Origin of the sequence: Brachyspira sp. SAP_772, from assembly GCF_009755885.1 — a bacterium.
In the GTDB taxonomy this organism is placed as follows: domain Bacteria; phylum Spirochaetota; class Brachyspiria; order Brachyspirales; family Brachyspiraceae; genus Brachyspira.
This window is the reverse complement of record NZ_VYIX01000187.1, coordinates 1-691: the sequence shown is the minus strand read 5'-3', so window position 1 is coordinate 691 and position 691 is coordinate 1. Positions and strand designations below refer to the sequence as shown.

Sequence of the window (691 nt, the reverse complement as noted above, 5' to 3'; positions counted from 1 at the left end):
AGAAAAGACCCAATTATATTATGGTATAGTGCCAATTTATATTATAAACAAAATCAGTATATATTGGCTATGGCGGCATTGCAATCTATGTTAGACGGTGCTTATTTTACTAAAGATATTACCGAATTAAAGGTGCGTGAGTTTTTGGCTAATATTTATGAAGAGACTGGAAACTCTAAAAAGGCTTTAGATGAATATGATTATATAATAAAAATAAAAAATCAGGATTATGATTCTTTATATAAAGCAGGTCTTATATCTTATCAAGCGGTGAGTGGATATTGGCTCAAAAATATTTGTCATTGGCAGCTACACGTAATGACAGCAATCCTGAATTATTGTATATGCTTGCTTTTTCTTATTATAAAATGAGAAGCTATCATGCAGCTCAGCAAAATATTGAAAAGGCTATAGCTTTGGATTCTTCTAATTATAATTATCATTTACTTTATGGAAGGATATTATCAGCATCTAGAGATTTCCAAAATGCTGTAAAAGAATTAGAAATATCTTATGACAGCAGTTTTATAGATAATAAGGATRGTATATCATTAGATTTGGCTAATTCTTATTATGAGCTTGGAGATTATGATAAGGCTAATAAATATTATAGAGAAGTGCTTACTAAAGATAATATTGCAAATGAGAAAGTTGTAGATGAAAGATATAGATATGCTGAAACTTTAGTTAA

1 protein-coding gene and 1 pseudogene are annotated in these 691 nt (G+C 28.7%); both read left to right on the top strand.

Features of this window, described 5'->3' with window-relative positions:
• Nucleotides 1-372, top strand: a pseudogene (locus GQX97_RS15025) (hypothetical protein); the annotation flags it as partial.
• Nucleotides 282-691: tetratricopeptide repeat protein (locus GQX97_RS15020; RefSeq protein ID WP_232473418.1), on the top strand; the 410-nt coding region annotated here is incomplete at its 3' end. The pseudogene GQX97_RS15025 and the gene GQX97_RS15020, both read left to right, overlap by 91 nt.